17 protein-coding genes are annotated in these 16,578 nt (G+C 70.1%); 8 read left to right on the plus strand and 9 right to left on the minus strand.

Annotated elements, in window-relative coordinates:
* Positions 1 to 23 precede the first annotated feature (23 nt).
* Entirely contained in the window at positions 24 to 1,127 is a 1,104-nt protein-coding gene (locus tag OCS65_RS13305) for a branched-chain amino acid aminotransferase (RefSeq protein WP_029544241.1), read from the plus strand.
* Between the two features lie 17 nt (positions 1,128 to 1,144).
* Here OCS65_RS13305 and OCS65_RS13310 read toward each other — a convergent pair whose 3' ends face one another.
* Positions 1,145 to 1,897: an adenosylcobinamide-GDP ribazoletransferase gene (locus tag OCS65_RS13310; RefSeq protein WP_006947773.1), complete on the minus strand. Its 753-nt coding sequence runs from the start codon at positions 1,895 to 1,897 to the stop codon at positions 1,145 to 1,147.
* A 53-nt stretch (positions 1,898 to 1,950) separates the two neighbouring features.
* Positions 1,951 to 3,054: a nicotinate-nucleotide--dimethylbenzimidazole phosphoribosyltransferase gene (cobT, locus tag OCS65_RS13315; protein WP_050035372.1), complete on the minus strand. Its 1,104-nt coding sequence runs from the start codon at positions 3,052 to 3,054 to the stop codon at positions 1,951 to 1,953.
* A gap of 134 nt (positions 3,055 to 3,188) precedes the next feature.
* Here cobT and OCS65_RS13320 point away from each other — a divergent pair, with 134 nt between their 5' ends.
* On the plus strand, positions 3,189 to 3,407 hold the full coding sequence (locus OCS65_RS13320) for a hypothetical protein (protein WP_006947775.1): 219 nt from the start codon (positions 3,189 to 3,191) through the stop codon (positions 3,405 to 3,407).
* 21 nt (positions 3,408 to 3,428) lie between these two features.
* Here OCS65_RS13320 and OCS65_RS13325 read toward each other — a convergent pair whose 3' ends face one another.
* Complete coding sequence (locus tag OCS65_RS13325; protein ID WP_006947776.1) at positions 3,429 to 4,094, minus strand: DUF3043 domain-containing protein; 666 nt, start codon at positions 4,092 to 4,094, stop codon at positions 3,429 to 3,431.
* Between the two features lie 145 nt (positions 4,095 to 4,239).
* On the opposite strand from OCS65_RS13325, the gene OCS65_RS13330 reads away from it, so the two are divergent.
* Complete coding sequence (locus tag OCS65_RS13330) at positions 4,240 to 4,590, plus strand: HesB/IscA family protein (protein ID WP_029544238.1); 351 nt, start codon at positions 4,240 to 4,242, stop codon at positions 4,588 to 4,590.
* Between the two features lie 137 nt (positions 4,591 to 4,727).
* A complete protein-coding gene (locus tag OCS65_RS13335) occupies positions 4,728 to 5,699 on the plus strand; it encodes a carbohydrate kinase family protein (protein WP_006947778.1) in 972 nt (323 codons plus the stop codon).
* Between the two features lie 63 nt (positions 5,700 to 5,762).
* Here OCS65_RS13335 and asnB read toward each other — a convergent pair whose 3' ends face one another.
* Positions 5,763 to 7,688: an asparagine synthase (glutamine-hydrolyzing) gene (gene asnB / locus OCS65_RS13340; RefSeq protein ID WP_050035371.1), complete on the minus strand. Its 1,926-nt coding sequence runs from the start codon at positions 7,686 to 7,688 to the stop codon at positions 5,763 to 5,765.
* Between the two features lie 272 nt (positions 7,689 to 7,960).
* Between asnB and ctaC the strand changes: the two genes are divergently transcribed.
* Together ctaC and OCS65_RS13350 are read left to right on the plus strand one after the other, a co-directional pair.
* Positions 7,961 to 9,025, plus strand: a complete 1,065-nt coding sequence (gene ctaC / locus OCS65_RS13345) for an aa3-type cytochrome oxidase subunit II (protein ID WP_144415028.1) — start codon at positions 7,961 to 7,963, stop codon at positions 9,023 to 9,025.
* A gap of 31 nt (positions 9,026 to 9,056) precedes the next feature.
* Positions 9,057 to 9,473, plus strand: coding sequence for a cytochrome c oxidase subunit 4 (locus tag OCS65_RS13350; RefSeq protein WP_006940002.1), 417 nt, complete (start codon positions 9,057 to 9,059; stop codon positions 9,471 to 9,473).
* Between the two features lie 731 nt (positions 9,474 to 10,204).
* Here the strand turns inward: OCS65_RS13350 and qcrB are convergent.
* From qcrB to ctaE, 4 genes are all read right to left on the minus strand, one after another.
* Positions 10,205 to 11,851, minus strand: coding sequence for a cytochrome bc1 complex cytochrome b subunit (gene qcrB, locus OCS65_RS13355; RefSeq protein ID WP_029544233.1), 1,647 nt, complete (start codon positions 11,849 to 11,851; stop codon positions 10,205 to 10,207).
* Positions 11,848 to 12,975 carry a cytochrome bc1 complex Rieske iron-sulfur subunit gene (qcrA, locus tag OCS65_RS13360; RefSeq protein WP_029544230.1) on the minus strand — a complete coding sequence of 376 codons (1,128 nt, stop codon included), beginning with the start codon at positions 12,973 to 12,975 and terminating at the stop codon, positions 11,848 to 11,850. The genes qcrB and qcrA overlap by 4 nt, the downstream gene beginning before the upstream one ends.
* Positions 12,972 to 13,841 (minus strand): cytochrome bc1 complex diheme cytochrome c subunit, encoded by an 870-nt coding sequence (gene qcrC / locus OCS65_RS13365; protein ID WP_377437792.1) that lies wholly within the window; start codon positions 13,839 to 13,841, stop codon positions 12,972 to 12,974. Before qcrC ends, qcrA begins: the two co-directional genes overlap by 4 nt.
* Positions 13,842 to 13,904: 63 nt before the next feature.
* A complete protein-coding gene (ctaE, locus tag OCS65_RS13370; protein ID WP_006932077.1) occupies positions 13,905 to 14,516 on the minus strand; it encodes an aa3-type cytochrome oxidase subunit III in 612 nt (203 codons plus the stop codon).
* A gap of 137 nt (positions 14,517 to 14,653) precedes the next feature.
* Between ctaE and OCS65_RS13375 the strand changes: the two genes are divergently transcribed.
* Positions 14,654 to 15,100, plus strand: coding sequence for a hypothetical protein (locus OCS65_RS13375; RefSeq protein WP_263510334.1), 447 nt, complete (start codon positions 14,654 to 14,656; stop codon positions 15,098 to 15,100).
* Positions 15,101 to 15,168: 68 nt separating this feature from the next.
* On the plus strand, positions 15,169 to 16,239 hold the full coding sequence (gene trpD / locus OCS65_RS13380; RefSeq protein WP_185712797.1) for an anthranilate phosphoribosyltransferase: 1,071 nt from the start codon (positions 15,169 to 15,171) through the stop codon (positions 16,237 to 16,239).
* Positions 16,240 to 16,266: 27 nt separating this feature from the next.
* Here trpD and OCS65_RS13385 read toward each other — a convergent pair whose 3' ends face one another.
* Entirely contained in the window at positions 16,267 to 16,542 is a 276-nt protein-coding gene (locus OCS65_RS13385) for an Lrp/AsnC family transcriptional regulator (RefSeq protein ID WP_100057742.1), read from the minus strand.
* Between the last annotated feature and the right edge of the window lie 36 nt (positions 16,543 to 16,578).

The following is a 16,578-nucleotide window of genomic DNA, read 5'->3' on the forward strand; positions in this document are numbered from 1 at the left end:
GCGGTTCGATAGGATCAACGGTCATGACCGGTGTCCTCGAATTCGCCCACGTTCCGCACCCCTCGCCCGCCTCCGCGGAGCGGCGTGGAGAGATATTGGCGGATCCGGGGTTCGGCCGGTACTTCACCGATCACATGGTCACGATCGACTACACCGAGGGCCGCGGCTGGCACGACGCCACCGTCCAGCCGTACGGCCCGATGCAGCTCGACCCGGCCGCGATGGTGCTGCACTACGGGCAGGCGATCTTCGAGGGTCTGAAGGTCTACCGGCAGCCCGACGGCAGCATCGCGGCCTTCCGCGTGTACTCCAACGCCGAACGGATGCGCCGGTCCTCACGGCGCCTGGCCATGGCCGAGCTGCCGGACGAGTTGTTCGTCCGTTCGATCGCGGAGCTGGTCGAGGCCGACCACGAATGGGTGCCCGCCGCCGGTGGCGAGGAGTCGCTGTATCTGCGGCCGTTCATGTTCTCCACCGAAGCCGGTCTCGGCGTGCGGCCCGCGAACCAGTACCGGTACATGCTGATCGCTTCCCCGGCCGGCGCGTACTTCCCCCGCGGCGTCAAGCCGGTGAGCGTGTGGATCTCGCAGGAGTACGTGCGGGCCGCGCCGGGCGGCACGGGCGACGCCAAGTTCTCCGGGAACTATGCCGCGTCGCTGCTGGCGCAGGCGCAGGCCACCGAGCAGGGCTGCGACCAGGTCGTGTGGCTCGACGCCGTCGAGCGCCGCTACATCGAGGAGATGGGCGGCATGAACCTGTGCTTCATCTTCGGATCGGGCGCCGACGCGAGGCTGGTGACGCCGGAGCTGTCCGGCTCACTGCTGCCCGGCATCACCCGCGACTCCCTGCTCACCCTGGCCAGGGACGCCGGCCTCGAGGTGGAGGAGCGCAAGATCTCGGTGGAGGAATGGGAGTCGAAGGTCGCCACCGGCGAGATCACCGAGGTCTTCGCGTGCGGCACCGCGGCGGTCATCACCCCGGTCGGCACCGTCAAGAGCCGGGACGGCGAGTTCACCGTGGCCGACGGCGAGCCCGGCAAGGTCACCATGGCCCTGCGTGACACCCTCACCGGCATCCAGCGGGGGACGTTCGCCGACACCCACGGCTGGCTCACCACCCTGCGCTGAGCCCGGCTCGGCCGGGCCTACGCGACGGCCGCGCTCAGCGCCGCGGCCACGATCGTCACCGTCGTCTCGAGGCCGGCCCCGAGCGCGTCGCCGTTGAGGCCGCCGAACCGGCGGACGCAGTGCCGCACCAGTAGCAGTGCAGCACCGAGCGCCACGGCCACCGTCACCGGGCCGGCCCACCAGGAGCCGGGCACGCACCAGGCCGCCGCGACGAGCGCGACGCCGGCCCACAGCGCGCCCACCCCGAGCGGCTGTGTCCCCGCCACCAGGGCACCGAACCCGCTGCCCGGGGCTGCGGCCACGCCGCGTCGGCAGGCGAGGACGACCGCGACCCGGCCGGCGGTGACGGCGAGGATCACGGCGGGCCAGGATCGCGCGTCGGCGAGCGCCCCGAACGAGGCGGCCTGCGCACCGAGCACGACCACCAGGGTGGCCACCCCGAATGGTCCGGCGCCGCCCGACTTCATCACCTCACGAGCCCGCTCCGGCGGTCCGTAGCAGCCGAGCCCGTCGGCCGTGTCGCACAGGCCGTCGAGGTGCATGCCGCGCGTCGCGAGGCCCAGGAACCCCACCCCGATCAGGCCCGCGAGCAGGGGAGTGCAGCCGGCGGCGACCGCCGCCCACAGCACGCCTGCGGTCCCGAGACCGAGCACGAGGCCGGCGACCGGCGCCGCGGCGATAGCCGCGCCCCCGGCGCCGCGATCGATGCGCCCCGGTCCCTGAACCGGCAGCACGGTGAGCCAGGAGAGGGCGAGGGCGATGCCACGCATCGGTCGCCGCAGGGCGATGCCACGCATCAGTCGCTGCAGGGCGATGCCACGCATCAGTCGTCGCGCGGATCGGCGCCCGGCGTGGCGTCCTCGTCGCGGGTGCTCACGCCGGCCTCGGCGAACGTCGCCATGTTCGTGAGGACCGCCACCGCGCCGTGCAGGATCGGCAGCGCGGCGACCGCCCCCGAGCCCTCGCCGAGACGCATCCCCAGGTCGACGAGGGGATCCAGATTCAGGTGCCGCAGGGCCAGCGTGTGGGCCGGTTCGGTGGAGCGGTGCCCGGCGATCCACCAGTCCCGGGCTCCCGGGGCGAGTTCCTCGGCGACGAGCGCCGCGGCGGTGACGACGACCCCGTCGAGCACGACCGGGGTCCGGCGTACCGACGCCTGCGCGAGGTACCCGGCCATCGCGGCGAGGTCGGCGCCTCCCGCGGTGCGCAGCAGCGCCACCGGGTTGCGGGCGTGGGGCCGTGCGCGGCGCATCGCGTTGCGGATCGCGGCGACCTTGCGCATCCAGGCGGCGTCGTCGATGCCGGTGCCGCGTCCCACGGCCGCGACGGGCTCGGTGCCGGTGAGCGTGGCGATCAGCGCCGTCGCGGGGGTGGTGTTGCCGATCCCCATGTCACCCGCGACGAGCAGGTCGGCTCCCGCATCGACCTCCTCGTCGGCGACGGCTCGCCCGGCGGTGATCGCCTGGAGGGTCTCTTCCTCGGTGAGCGCGTCCTCCCGGTCGATGGAGCCGCTCGACCGGCGCACCTTGTGTGCGGAAACCGCCGGATCCGTGTCCCCGTCGACGGCCATGTCCACCACCCGGACCCCGGCGCCGGCGGTGGCGGCGAGAACGTTGACCGCGGCGCCGCCGGCGAGGAAATTGGCGACCATCTGAGCGGTCACCTCGGGGGGATACGCCGAGACACCGCCGCGGGCCACACCGTGATCGCCGGCGAACACCACCACCCGGGGACGGGTGAACGGGTGGGGCGGTACCTGCCCCTGGCAGGACGCGACCCAGCACCCCAGCTCCTCCAGCCGGCCGAGGGAACCGGCAGGCTTGGTGAGATCGCGCTGCCGGGCGTCGGCGCGCCGGCGGACCTCCCGGTCGGGGGCGACGACGGGCGGGAAGACGACGTCGGCGGAGTGGACCGATTCGCTGCTCACGGGGCACCTTTCACGAAGTGGCGGAGGTCGAAGCCACCGCTGGACGCTATCAACCCGCGCCGTGGCAGAAAATCGACGGTAGATGGCTTTGCTGCCACTGTCTCGGGCGTTGCACCGGCGACAGACTGTCCGTCATGAGCCAGGTCGTCGTGATCGTCCTCGTGTTGGCCGCGCTCGTCGCCGGCCTCGAACTCGCGCGGGCCCGTTCCCGCCCCGCCCCGCGGTGGGTGACGCGGGCCTGGTGGCGCCACAACCACTTCCGGCCGCACGATCCGTCGTCGCCCCTGTGCGGCGACCCGTCGGCCGGCTGGGTGCGCAGCACGATCGATGCGCGCCGAGCACCGCACCACTGACCGGTGCGCAGGCCCGCGCGGTCAGACGGCGTCGCCGGGGGAAACTCGTGGCAGCGGCGCCCGGAGCTTGCGGATCTGCGAGGCTCGCACGAACGCGTACCACCCCAGGCCGAAGCCGCCCTCCGTGGTGTCGGGGAAGCGGGCCCGGGCCTTCTTGTTCACGAGGCGGCCGAGGTAGATCCCCTCGATCACCATGAGCACGATCATCGCGAACATCGCGAGCGTCACGTACTGCTGGACCACCGGCCCGAGGAACATCGTCATGATCAGGACCAGCGCCATGGGCATGAACAGGCCCACGAGGTTGCGGCGGCTGTCCACCAGGTCGCGCACGTAGGCCCGCACGGGCCCCTTGTCGCGCGGCAGCAGGTACTTCTCCTCGCCCGCGAGCATGCGGGTGCGGCGCTCGCCGGCGGCGGCGCGGCGCTCCGCGGACTGCGCCTTGCGCTCCTCCTTGGAGAGGGACTGCTTGGCGGCCTTGCGGCGCGCCCGGGCTTCCTTGGCGGTCAACGGAGCCGGAGCGACGGGACCACGCCGGCGGGCCTCGGCCTCTCGGCGCTTCGGGGTCGGACGGCCCTTGCCGGTCGTTCCCTTGCCGCCCTCGGACTGCGGGTCGGCGACGGACTCGGACGCGCCGAGGTCCCCGTTGTCGGATTCGTCGGAACCGCCGCGGCGTAGCAACTTCACCCCTCCAGGCTATGGGAAAACCGTCCCGGCCGGAAAATCGCCCCCGGTCAGGCCCGCGTGCGGTCCGAGGCGCGCATGAGGAATAGATGCGCGCGCGGTACCGTTGAGGCAACCGGGTTGGAACACGAAAGACTAGGGAGCGCCCATGACTGTGCAGGAAGAGACCGCCACTCACGGCGTCACCATGACCGAGGCCGCCTCCGCCAAGGCGAAGGCGCTGCTCGACCAGGAGGGCCGCGACGACCTCTCGCTGCGCATCGCCGTGCAGCCGGGTGGGTGTGCGGGCCTTCGCTACCAGCTGTTCTTCGACGACCGGACGCTCGACGGTGACCTCACCCGCGACTTCGGCGGCGTCATTCTCGCCGTCGACCGCATGAGCGCCCCCTACGTCGAAGGCGCGTCGATCGACTTCGTCGACACGATCGAGAAGCAGGGCTTCACGATCGACAACCCGAACGCCACCGGCTCCTGCGCCTGCGGCGATTCGTTCAACTGACGTAAGTCCGCCCGTGTCCGAAGGACGCGGTCCGCACTGCGGCCCCGACGCGCACTCGCGTCGGGGCCGCAGTGCTGTGCGGGTGGGTGCGGGTAGCGTGAGATCGGTCCCAGTCCTTCGCTGAAAGGCCCAGCCACGTGACCATCGCCGTGACCGGTTCCATCGCCACCGACCACCTCATGCGTTTCCCCGGACGCTTCGCCGAGCAGCTCGTCGCAGACCAGCTCAGCCACATCTCGCTCAGCTTCCTGGTCGACGACCTGGTGGTCCGTCGCGGCGGCGTGGGCGGCAACATCGCCTACGCGATGGGTGTGCTCGGCGGGTCGCCGGTGCTCGTCGGGGCGGTCGGCGCCGACTTCGCCGAGTACCGTGCGTGGCTCGAGGGCAACGGCGTCAACTGCGACCCCGTGCACGTGTCGCAGACCGCGCACACCGCGCGCTTCGTGTGCACGACCGACGAGGCGATGGCACAGATCGCCTCGTTCTATCCCGGCGCGATGTCCGAGGCCCGGGACATCTCCCTCGCCGACGTGACCGGGGCGCACGGGGTCGATCTGGTCCTGATCGGCGCGAACGACCCGGAGGCGATGGCCCGGCACACCGACGAGTGCCGACAGCTCGGCATGCCGTTCGCGGCCGACCCGTCCCAGCAGCTCGCCCGTCTGAGCGGCGACGAGGCGGCCCGGCTGATCGACGGTGCCGCCTACCTGTTCACCAACGAGTACGAGTGGGGGCTCCTGCAGCAGAAGACCGGCCTGACCGAGGAGCAGATCCGCGCAATGGTCGGTCTGCGCGTCACCACGCTCGGCGGCCACGGCGTCGAGATCGTCGAACGGGACGGCCACCGGATTCACGTCGGCGTCGTGCCCGAGCGGGCCAAGGTGGATCCCACCGGCGTCGGCGACGCATTCCGGGCGGGCTTCCTGCTGGGACACCGCGCGGGCCTCAGTCTCGAGCGTGCCGCCCAGCTCGGCTCGCTCGTCGCGGTGCTCGTGCTCGAGACGACCGGCACCCAGGAATGGACCTTCGACCGTCCCGACGCGGTCAAGCGGCTGGCAGTCGCGTACGGGCAGACGGCCGCGGACGAGATCGCCGCGATCCTGCCGTGATCGGCCGGTGTGTCCTTCGGGCGGTTCCCACCGCCCAAAGGACACACCGGCCGCGTAGCGGCCCTACACCTCGACGGGGTAGGCCGGCTCCTGGATGTCCGGCACGATGCGCTGCTCGACGAAGATGCCGTGCCAGATCATGAACACCAGCACCGTCCACAGCCGGCGGCTGTGATCGACGCGGCCCTCGCGGTGCTCGTCGAGCATCCGGCCGACGGCCGCCTTGTCCAGCAGGTGCTCGGTGCCCGACTCGGCGATCACGGCGCGGGCCCACTCGAACAGCTCCGGGCCGCGCAGCCAGTGCCGCAGCGGCACGGGGAAGCCGAGCTTCGCGCGGTGCAGCACGTGCGGCGGGACGATATCCTCGAGGGCCTGGCGCAGCGCGTACTTGGTGGTGTTCTTCGTGATCTTCTGATCCAGCGGCACCTGCGAGGCGACGCGGAAGACCTCGGGATCCAGGAACGGCACCCGCAGCTCCAGCGAGTTCGCCATCGTCATCTTGTCGGCCTTGACGAGGATGTCGCCGCGCAGCCACGTGAACAGGTCGAGGTGCTGCATCCGCGCGACGGGATCCCAGCCGGCGGAGCGGGCGTAGATCGGTGCGGTGACGTCCTGATGCGTCCATTCCGGACGGAAGTCGCGCAGCACCGCCCGCAGCTGCGCGTCGTTGAAGCTGCGGGCGTTCCCGTAGTACCGCTCCTCGAGGGTCATCGACCCGCGATGCAGCAGGCTCTTGCCGCGGGTGCCCTCGGGGATGCGCTCGGACAGCTTCCCGGCCGCGCGCCGCAACGGCTTCGGCAGGTACTCGAACGGCTTCAGCGATAGCGGCTCGCGGTAGATGGTGTAGCCGCCGAACAGCTCGTCGGCACCTTCCCCGGAGAGCACCACCTTCACGTGCTTGCGGGCCTCCTTGGCGACGAACCACAGGGGCACCAGCGCGGGATCGGCGACGGGGTCGTCCAGATACCACACGATCTCGGGGATCGCCGCGGCGAACTCGGCGGGGGAGACGACCTTGACGACGTGGCGGGCGCCGATCGCGGCGGCGGACTCGGCCGCCACGTCGACCTCCGAGTAGCCCTCGCGCTCGAACCCGGTGGTGAACGTGATCAGGTTCGGATTGTGCCGCATCGCGAGCGCCGCGACGGCCGTGGAGTCGATGCCGCCGGACAGGAACGACCCGACCGTCACGTCGGCACGCATGTGCTTGGCGACGGAATCCTCGAGCGCCTCGGCGATTTCCCGGTACCGGTCGCGCTCGCGGCCTGCGGCAAAGGGCCGGACCGGGAACGTCGGCTCGAAGTAGCGCGTGATCTCCGGCCGGCCCCCCGGGCGCACCCGGGCGTAGCAGCCGGACTCGAGCCGCCGGATCTCCTTGTGCAGGGTCTCCGGCTCGGGAACGTACTGCAGCACCGTGTAGTGCTCGACGGCGCGGGGGTCGAGTTCGGTGCCGATCCCGATCAGATCGGCCAGCTCGAGCAGGCTCTTCTTCTCGCTGCCGAACGCGGTGCCGCCGGTGCCCGTGGCGAGGAACAGCGGCTTGATGCCGAACGGGTCGCGGGCGAGGAACAGCTCGCGCGTCTCGGTGTCCCAGATCGCGAACGCGAACATGCCCCGCAGCCGTCGCACCGCCTCGGTGCCCCAGTAGTGGTACGCGGCGACGATGGTCTCGCTGTCCCCCTCGGTGGCGAACTGCGCCCCGTACTTCTCCGCCAGCTCGGCCCGCAGCTCCACGTAGTTGTAGATCTCACCGTTGAAGGTCAGGGCGTAGCGCTCCGGGGACTCCGGCGGGCCCCACCGCAGCGGCTGGTGCGAGTGCGCGATGTCGATGATCGACAGCCGGTTGAACCCGTAGACCAGGTCGCCGTCGTGCCAGGTGCCGTGCTCGTCCGGTCCGCGATGACGCAGGCAGTGCATCGCGGAGTCGACCCTGGCGACGGCGTCGTCGCTGGTGCCGTCAGTGGTCAGTAACCCGAGCAGTCCGCACACGGCGTCCGATACCTCATTCCGGTTGGGATGGATTCGGCCCCCGGGATGTTGCCGCAGCAGGGACCGACGGTCTGCATGGCAGTATGCCGCAGGCCGGGGGTCGCGGCAGCCGGTGGCCGGCGTCGACCCGGGCCGTGAGCAGCGGGCACGCGACGACGCGACACGTTGTGTGCGCCCCGGGGATGGATCGCGGCCGGGTTTGGTCTACGCTGCGTAGTAATTGGGTCTGCCCTCCGGGTGTGCCCTAGTGGAATTGCGGCGATCAGGAAGGCGTGAACGTGGCGCAAGGTCGGATCCTTCGGCGGTTCGGGCTGGCAGCATCTCTCGGTATTGCAGCCGTGCTGCTGACGGGATGTAGCAGCGAGGAAGTCCTGCGTTTCGGCTGGCCGGAGGGGATTACCCCGCAGGCCGAGCGTATGCGTGAGCTGTGGACGTGGTCGGTCGTCGCCGCCCTCGTCATGGGTGTACTGGTGTGGGGCCTGACCTTCTGGGTGGTCATCTTCCACCGCAAGAAGAAGGACTCGCCGGAATTCCCGCGGCAGACGGCCTACAACGTGCCGCTCGAGCTGCTGTACACGGCGGTCCCGTTCGTCATCATCGCGGTGCTGTTCTACTTCACCGTGGTGGTGCAGAACTACGTCCTCGAGAAGGAGGACAACCCGAACGTCGTCGTCGACGTCACGGCGTTCCAGTGGAACTGGAAGTTCGGCTACCGCACCGTCGACCTCGGTGAGGGCACGGCGCGCTACGAGGGGACGGACGAGATCGCGCAGGCCGCGGTCGAGGGCGACACCGAGGAGCATGCCGGCGGCGAGCACGAGATCCCGGCCCCGATCCACGGCCAGGAGGCCGAGGACCTGTCGTACCTGCACTACAACAAGATCGAGACGGTCGGCACCAGCAACGAGATCCCGGTCCTCGTCCTGCCGACCGATCGCCGGATCGAGTTCGTGCTCGCCTCGTCCGACGTGATCCACTCCTTCTGGGTGCCGGAGTTCCTGTTCAAGCGTGACGTCAACCCGAACCCGCTGAACAACAGCTCCGATCCGGTCTTCCAGATCTCCGAGATCCAGGAGGAAGGCGCGTTCGTCGGCCGCTGTGCCGAGATGTGCGGCACCTACCACGCCATGATGAACTTCGAGGTCCGCGCGGTGAGCCCGGAGCGGTTCGCGGAGTACATCGAGCTCCGCAAGCCCGTCGAGGACGGTGGCGAGGGCCTGACCAACGCGCAGGCGCTCGAGCGCATCGGCGAGTCCCCGGTCGCGACGTCCACCACCCCCTTCAAGACCGACCGCACCGACCGCGCGGCCAGTGGTGTCGTCACCGCGGGCAACTGACCGGTAAACCTCCGACCAAGGACAAGCTGATATGAAGATCGAAGCCAAGCTCTTCGAAGTCGTGACGGTGTTCTTCGTGCTCGTCGCCATCGTGTACGGAGTGTTCACCGGCCTGTCCCGCACGGGCATCGAGTGGGCCGGCCTGACGGCGATCGTGCTCTCCGCCGGCCTGACGCTCATCGTCGGCACCTACTTCCGGTTCGTGGCCCGTCGCCTCGACACCCGCCCGGAGGACTACGAGGAGGCCGAGATCAGCGACGGCGCAGGCGACCTGGGCTTCTTCAGCGCGGGTAGCTACTGGCCGATCCTGCTGGCCGGGGCGGCTGCGTTCGCCGCCATCGCGCTGGCCTTCTTCCAGCCGTGGCTGATCGTCCTCGCCGTGATCCTGATCCTCGCTGCTGCGGCCGGCCTGGTGTTCGAGTACCACGTCGGACCCGAGAAGCACTGAGCGCACACAGCGCGTAGATCCGATGCCGCGGGGCGGCCTCACCACACGGTGAGGCCGCCCCGCGGCCGTTTCCGTTCCGTGCCCGGACGGGGAGCCTCGGGCCGTGCTCGCCGTGCGCGGTTCGCGTCACGGCTCGGCGGGGTGTCACCGGGGAATCGTCCATGGCCCGGTCGTGGGGAACGGGGCCGACGCCGGGGGTGCCGGGCGGGCAGTGTCGCGGCGCGCCGCTGTCCCGGCCGCGAGAGCCCTCACGCCTACTCACCCGCCCGGCGTAGCCACGGCGGATCCACAGGCGGGCGCTGCTGAGGTACTACGGCGGCGACCTCGTCGAGGTGGCGCTCGCCGCCGTGCCGGCGGTGGGGTGATACCGCGCCGCGGGTCGGAATCGAACCCGGATGGTCCCGTCGGAACGCGGCGGCAGGACACCGCGCGGAACGCGGCGGCAGGACACCGCGCGCCCCCGGGCAGACGCCGATGCGGTACCGCGCTCGAACCGACTCGCGTACCGCGACACGCCCGGCCCGTCCGAGGGCCGGTGAGCCGACGGTCCGCTCGGGTTCCCGGCCGTCCGTCGCAGTGGGGGAGGGGTGGGGTGCGGGGACCGGATCCGGTCGTCCGCACCGACCGGAAGCCACCGGGGATGGAAGCCGCAGGGACCACGGAGAAACGGGAGGGGCCCCGAACCGTTTCCGGTTCGGGGCCCCTCCCGTGGTTTCGGACTCGAGCGACCGTCAGTGCGCCTTGCCGTCGCCGTCCGTGGTGCCGTGGACGCGCGTCTGGTACTCGCTCAGGATGGCGCGCTGCTCGACCTCGGCCTCGTGGTGCGCGGCCTCGAGTGCCGTCGCCTCCTCGGCCGGGTCCGCGCTCCACCAGCTGCCCGCGCCGGGCTTGCCGGCGGTGCCGAGCTTGTTCATGCGCTTCGGCACCGGTGCACCCTGGTACTCGAGTGGAATCGGGTGACCGTGGTCGTCCACCGGGCCGAGCGGCTGGTGGATCTCGATGTACTCGCCGTGCGGCAGTCGACGGACGATGCCCGTCTCGATGCCGTGCTCGAGCACCTGGCGGTCGCTGCGCTGCAGGCCCAGGCAGAACCGGTAGGTCAGGTAGTAGGCGAGCGGCGGGCCGAGCAGGATGCCGATGCGGCCGATCCACGTCATCGCGTTCAGCGAGATGTCGAACTTGTAGGCGATGATGTCGTTGATGCACATGATGGTCGCGATGGCGTAGAACGTCAGAGCCATCGCGCCGATCGCGGTCCGGACCGGCACGTCCCGCGGACGCTGCAGCAGGTTGTGGTGCGCATCGTCCTTGGTGAACTTCTTCTCGATCCACGGGTAGGCGATGAGGACCGTGAAGACCAGGCCCATGATCACTGCGATCCAGAACACCGCGGGGATCGTGTAGCGGCCGAACAGGTAGATCTCCCACGCCGGCCAGATACGGGCCAGGCCGTCCGTCCACATCATGTAGATGTCGGGCTGCGAGCCGGCGGACACCTGCGACGGGTTGTACGGGCCGATGTTCCAGACCGGGTTGATCTGCAGCAGACCGCTCATCAGCGCCAGCACGGCGAAGGTGATGGCGAAGAACGCACCGGACTTGACCGCGAACACCGGCAGGATCCGGACACCGACGACGTTCTGCTCGGTACGGCCGGGGCCGGGGAACTGGGTGTGCTTCTGGTACCAGACCAGGGCCAGGTGGGCTGCGATCAGGGCGAGGATGATGCCCGGAATCAGCAGCACGTGCGCGACGTACAGGCGCGGGATGATGAGCATGCCGGGGAAGTCGCCGCCGAAGATCAGCCAGTGCATCCAGGTGCCGATCACCGGGATGCTGATGGTGATGCCGGACAGCGCGGCCCGCAGGCCGGTGCCGGAAAGCAGGTCGTCGGGCAGCGAGTAGCCGAAGAAGCCCTCGAACATCGCCAGGATCAGCAGCAGCGAGCCGATCACCCAGTTCGCTTCACGCGGACGGCGGAACGCACCGGTGAAGAACACGCGCAGCAGGTGCACGATGATCGACGCGGCGAACATCAGCGCAGCCCAGTGGTGGATCTGCCGGACGAACAGACCGCCGCGCACCTCGAAGGAGATGTCCAGGGTCGTCTCGTACGCACGCGACATCGTGACGCCGCGCAGCGGGGTGTAGGCGCCGTCGTAGGTGACGTGCGCGAGGGACGGATCGAAGAACAACGTCAGGTACACACCCGAGATCAGCAGGATCACGAAGCTGTACAGGGCGATCTCACCCAGGAGGAAGGACCAGTGGGTGGGGAACACCTTGTTGATCTGACGCCGCAGCCCGGCGGCCGGGTGATAGCGCGAGTCGATGTTCTCCGCCGCGTGGGCGGCGCGGGATGGTGTTGCAGTACTCACGGGCGACGCTCCCAAAATGCCGGACCGAGAGCCTCGATGAAGTCACCGTTGGCGACGAGGAAGCCCTCTTCGTTCACTGTAATAGGCAACTGCGGCAGTGCGCGAGCAGCAGGACCGAACAGGGGCTTGCCGTACTCCAGGGCATTGAACTGCGACTGGTGGCAGGGGCACAGGATGCGGTTGGTCTGCTGTTCGTACAACGACGTCGGGCAGCCCAGGTGGGTGCAGATCTTCGAGTAGGCGAAGTAGTCGCCGTAGTTGAAGCTCTCCTGACCCTTGCGCTTGATCGCCCTCGCCGTGTCCTCGGTCCGGAGGCGGATCAGCATGACGGCGTTGCGGATGCCGCGCAGGCCCTCGAGGAGGGCGTGCTCGTCACCGCGGTCCGACTCGCGGAAGGGGAACACGGTCTCCATGCCGCCGGCATCGAGGTCCTCCGGGCGGACCAGGACGATGTCGTTCGGGCGTCCGGTGTCGCGACGCAGGTAGATCGTCTCGCCCGGGTACCGGGGCGTCCAGCCCGAGACCCACAGCGGCGACTCGTCGCCCTCGGCCCAGGGGTTCTTGATCAGGCCGCCGAGCGGCATGATCAGGCCGAGGCCGAGCGCGCCGCCACCGAACAGTGCCGTGCGCTTGATCAGCTTGCGACGCGGCAGCGTGGAGGTGTCCAGCGAGTCGGAGAGCTCGGCGACGATCGTCCGCCGATCGACCTCCGAAGAGACTCCGTCGTGCCGATCCTGGATCGACACCTCTTCCGGGATGAACTTCTTGGTGAACTGCACCGCGCCGACGCCGACGCCGAGGATGGCCAGACCCAGGGTCAGGCCCAGCAGCGGCGTGTACAGGTTGTACAGCGTGTAGTTGTCCTCACCGGGGCCCTGGTACTCCCACGGCCAGAAGATGAAGACCGCGATGAACGCGAGAGCCGACACACCCGCCAGCCCGAACCAGAAGGCGACGTTCCGTTCCGCGCGCTTCTCGGCGCGCGTGCCCGCGACGGGCCAGCGGTCCTTGCGGAACGCCACGTCCACGCCGTCGAGGTTGGTGCCGAGCGCGACGAGATCGTCGCGGCTCATCTGATCGAGGTTCTCGATCGTGTGCTTGTTCGGCGTTTCGCCGCCACTCATGACCTTGCTCCGATCCACAGTGCCGCACCGACGACGGCGACGATCCCGACCACCCACATCGCCGGGCCCTCGGAGGCGGGGCCGAATCCGCCCAGGCCGTATCCGCCGGGGCTGTTCGTCTCGCCGGACGCCTTGACGTAGGCGATGATGTCCTCCTTCTCCTCCAGCGTGAGCTGACGATCGGAGAACTTGGGCATGTTCTGCGGGCCGGTCAGCATCGCCGTGTAGATCTGCTGCTCGTTCGCCGGATCCAGCGCCGGCGCGAACTTGCCGGACGACAGCGCGCCGCCACGGCCGGTGAAGTTGTGGCACGAGGCGCAGTTCTGGCGGAACAGCTCGCTGCCGCGGGCGACGTCGTCGCCGCGCAGCGAGGACTGGGCGATCTCGCCGTTCTCGTCACGGATGAGCGTCGGGCCGCCGCCGTTGGCCTGGATGTACGCGCCGAGGGCGTCCGTCTGGGCCGCGTCGAACTTCGGCGTCTTGCGCACGGCCTGGGCCTCGTTGCGCATCATCGGCATGCGGCCGGTGGAGACCTGGAAGTACACGGCCGCCTCGCCGACACCGATCAGGCTGGGGCCGCGGTCCTGCACACCCTGCAGGTTGGCGCCGTGGCACGTGACGCAGGAGGTCTCGTAGAGCTGCTTGCCTTCGCGGATCAGGGCCGACTGGTCCTCGTTCGCCGTCGCCACCTGCGGCGCGGGAGTCAGCGCGGAGGCGAGGAAGCCGGCGCTGAGCAGGCCGAGGGCGAGCACCAGCGCACCGGTGACGCGGCGGCGCAGCTTGCGCTGACGGCGGGACTTGGCGGACGCGGCCGCGGACTGACCGGGCATGTCACCCTCGGAAGCGAGAGGTGGTGATGAACTCATCTGTATCCCTTTGGTATGTCGGGACGGACTGGACGTCAGGGGGCTGCCTGGGCGTTCAGCTGGCTAACGGATGAAATAAATCGTGGCAAACAGCGCGATCCACACGATGTCGACGAAGTGCCAGTAGTAGGAGACGACGATCGCCGCGGTGGCCTGCGCCGGCGTGAACTTGCTGACCCTCGTGCGCACGAGGAGGAACACGAAGGCGACGAGGCCGCCGATGACGTGCAGGCCGTGGAAGCCGGTCGTGATGTAGAAGACCGAACCCCACACCATGCTCGAGATCGTCACGCCCTCGCCGACCAGCTGGGTGTACTCGAAGCCCTGGCCGAGCACGAAGAACGTGCCCATGGCGAGGGTGATGATGTACCAACGCCGGAGGCCGAACACGTCGCCGCGTTCGGCGGCGAACACACCCATCTGGCAGGTGAAGGAGGAGGCGATCAGCACGAGGGTGACCGGCACCGCCAACGCCAGATTGAGATGGACAGGCTCCGGCGGCCAGTTGCCGTCGGCCTGCGCCCGCGCCACGAAGTACATGGCGAAGAGCCCTGCGAAAAACATGAGCTCACTGGACAACCACACGATGGTGCCGACGCTGACCAGATTGGGCCGGTTCAGCGAGTGCACGCGCTGGGTGATTGCAGTTCCTGAAGTCCCTACTGCGCTCGTCACGTTCGCAAGTATGACTGCTCGTAGTAACTCGTGGGCAATCGGGGCCGAAATCGGCGCGTCTTCGCTGGTGGACGCCGTGCGGTCGCATTTTCCGGGGGCGGTCGTGCACCGCCCGTGGCGCGTGGGATCGTGGTGCGATGAGCAGTGGCGGAGGGGTGTGGGGCCGGGTCCGGCGAGCGTTCTCGCGCAGGCGTCCGGAGCCCCTGGATCCGGCGCGGCCGGACCTGGTGGTGGTGGTCTCGTCCTTCGACGACGTCGAGGCCTGTTCGACCGCCCTCGAGCGGGGTGCGACGACCGAACCGGCCTGGTCGCCGGAGGCGGAGGCCGTCCTGCGGCACCACCTCGAGCTGCCGGCCGATTCCGTGGAGCGGGCGATCGCCCTGGCCGCGCAGGACGGGTACGCCCCGGCGCAGCCGGCGAACCCGGCCGGGCCCGGCCGCGAGGCCGTGCTGCTGCAGCGGGTGCAGGTGCTCGATGCGCTGCACTGTTCGCAGGAGCGGTCGCGGATGGCCGGTCTGGCGCAACGACTCGGCGGTACCGCGCTCGGGTGGGACGCCCTGCAGCCGGAGATCGGCGCTGGCTAAGCTCTTCCGGCATGCGCCGCCGACGACGGCGGCGCACCGAGTAGCGAGATGCGGCGAGGGCAGGTGCGATGAACGCTGGACGACAGGCGGATGCGGTGGCCCGGAGCTGGCCGGCGGTCCTCGGTGCGCTCACCGCCGGACGCGACCTCGCGCGTGCGGAGGCCCAGTGGGCGATGGACGAGATCATGTCCGACAACGCCACGGCCGCGCAGATCGCCGCGTTCGGCGTCGCGCTGAAGATGAAGGGGGAGACGCCCGAGGAGCTGCTCGGTCTCGCCGACTCGATGCTGGGCCACGCCCGGCTGGTGCCGGTTGACGACGACGTCGTCGACATCGTGGGCACCGGCGGGGACCGGGCGAACACGGTCAACATCTCCACCATGGCGTCGCTGGTGGTGGCCGCGTGCGGCATCCGCGTCGTCAAGCACGGCAACCGGGCGGCCTCGTCGAAGAGCGGCGGCGCGGACGTGCTCGAGGCGCTCGGCGTGCACATCAGCCTCGGTCCCGAGGCCGTCGCGGAGTCGGTCGCCGAGGCCGGCATCGGGTTCTGTTTCGCCCCCGTCTACCACCCGGCGCTCCGGTTCGCCGCCGCACCGCGTAAGGAGATCGGTATCCCGACGGTGTTCAACGTGCTCGGGCCGCTGACCAACCCGGCCCGGCCCCGCGCCGGCCTGATCGGATGTGCCTTTCCGGAGCTGATCGGCACGGTCGCCGGTGTCCTCGCCGAGCGGGGCAACTCGGCGCTCGTCGTGCGGGGCGACGACGGGCTGGACGAACTGACCACCTCCACGACGTCGACGGTGTACGTCGTCCGCGACGGCAGCGTGAGCACCGTGAGCCTGGACCCCACCGACCTCGGCGTCGCCCGGGTGCCGCTCGACGCGCTGCGCGGCGGCGACGCCGCCGAGAACGCCGCGATCGCGCGGGCGGTGCTCGCAGGGGAGCACGGGCCGGTACGCGACGCGGTCCTGCTGAACGCCGCCGGGGCGATCGCCGCCTTCCGGGGGTTCGAGGGATCGCTCGCCAGTGCCCTGGCGGCGGGGATGCAGACGGCAGCCGAGGCGCTGGACTCGGGCGCGGCGGCTGCGGTGCTCGCCCGCTGGGTCGAGGTGACCAACCGGCTCGCCGCCGCGGGCTGAGCGCGACGACGGGCCGGGGCGTCCGTCCTATTCGCCGATCGAGAACCCGGCCTCGACGTCGGCGCTCGAGTACGACTGGAAGGCGATGTGCGTCGCCGTCCTGGTCACGCCGTCGAGCTTGTTGATCCCGCGGGTGACCACCTCGGCGATCTCCTCGTGGTCGCGCACCCGCAGCACCGCGATCAGGTCGATGTCGCCGGCGCACGAGTACACCTTGTCGACGCCGGCCAGGTCCGCGACCGCCTGGGCGGTCTCCGGGATGCGGTGGGCGTCGGCGTGGATCAGGACGATGGCGTGGATCATTGCTCTCCTCGGCTTCCGGGGACGGACCTGCGGGCG

The sequence above is a fragment of the Rhodococcus aetherivorans genome (assembly GCF_025722975.1).
Lineage (GTDB): Bacteria > Actinomycetota > Actinomycetes > Mycobacteriales > Mycobacteriaceae > Rhodococcus > Rhodococcus aetherivorans.

Coding starts and splice junctions, on each gene's coding strand:
- OCS65_RS13305 (WP_029544241.1), top strand. CDS start 24: ATGACCGGTGTCCTCGAATTCGCCCACGTTCCGCACCCCTCGCCCGCC.
- OCS65_RS13310 (WP_006947773.1), bottom strand. CDS start 1,897: ATGCGTGGCATCGCCCTCGCCCTCTCCTGGCTCACCGTGCTGCCGGTT.
- OCS65_RS13320 (WP_006947775.1), top strand. CDS start 3,189: ATGAGCCAGGTCGTCGTGATCGTCCTCGTGTTGGCCGCGCTCGTCGCC.
- OCS65_RS13330 (WP_029544238.1), top strand. CDS start 4,240: ATGACTGTGCAGGAAGAGACCGCCACTCACGGCGTCACCATGACCGAG.
- OCS65_RS13350 (WP_006940002.1), top strand. CDS start 9,057: ATGAAGATCGAAGCCAAGCTCTTCGAAGTCGTGACGGTGTTCTTCGTG.
- qcrA (WP_029544230.1), bottom strand. CDS start 12,975: ATGAGTGGCGGCGAAACGCCGAACAAGCACACGATCGAGAACCTCGAT.
- qcrC (WP_377437792.1), bottom strand. CDS start 13,841: ATGAGTTCATCACCACCTCTCGCTTCCGAGGGTGACATGCCCGGTCAG.
- OCS65_RS13375 (WP_263510334.1), top strand. CDS start 14,654: ATGAGCAGTGGCGGAGGGGTGTGGGGCCGGGTCCGGCGAGCGTTCTCG.
- trpD (WP_185712797.1), top strand. CDS start 15,169: ATGAACGCTGGACGACAGGCGGATGCGGTGGCCCGGAGCTGGCCGGCG.
- OCS65_RS13385 (WP_100057742.1), bottom strand. CDS start 16,542: ATGATCCACGCCATCGTCCTGATCCACGCCGACGCCCACCGCATCCCG.